The sequence below is a fragment of the Serratia sp. CoH_134_PS_4 genome, assembly GCF_058190535.1.
Genome location: NZ_JBXWKI010000049.1, coordinates 1 through 400, shown reverse-complemented (window position 1 = coordinate 400; position 400 = coordinate 1). Strand labels below are relative to the sequence as shown.

Sequence of the window (400 nt, the reverse complement as noted above, 5' to 3'; positions counted from 1 at the left end):
GGAACCTGCGGTTGGATCACCTCCTTACCTAATGATATTGATTCGCGTGAAGTGCTCACACAGATTGTCTGATGAAAAAGTAATGAGCAAAAGCGCTACCTGTTGATGTAATGAGTCTCTGACTCATGCTGATACGAACCGATTAAGACGTTCAGTTTAATCGGATTTTCGTGTCCCCATCGTCTAGAGGCCTAGGACACTGCCCTTTCACGGCTGTAACAGGGGTTCGAATCCCCTTGGGGACGCCAATCCGATAATGAGTGAAAGACATTATCACCGGTTAGTCATAACCAAAAAATCTTAAAGATGACTCTTGCGAGTCGTGTTTAAGATATTGCTCTTTAACAATCTGGAACAAGCTGAAAATTGAAACATGACAGCTGAAACTTATCCCTCCGTA

General features: G+C 43.5%; 1 tRNA gene. It reads left to right on the top strand.

The annotated features are described in order from the left end of the window. Positions 1-172: 172 nt before the first annotated feature. Positions 173-248 (top strand) — tRNA-Glu (locus tag AC2FCQ_RS24675). The last annotated feature ends 152 nt before the right edge of the window (positions 249-400 follow it).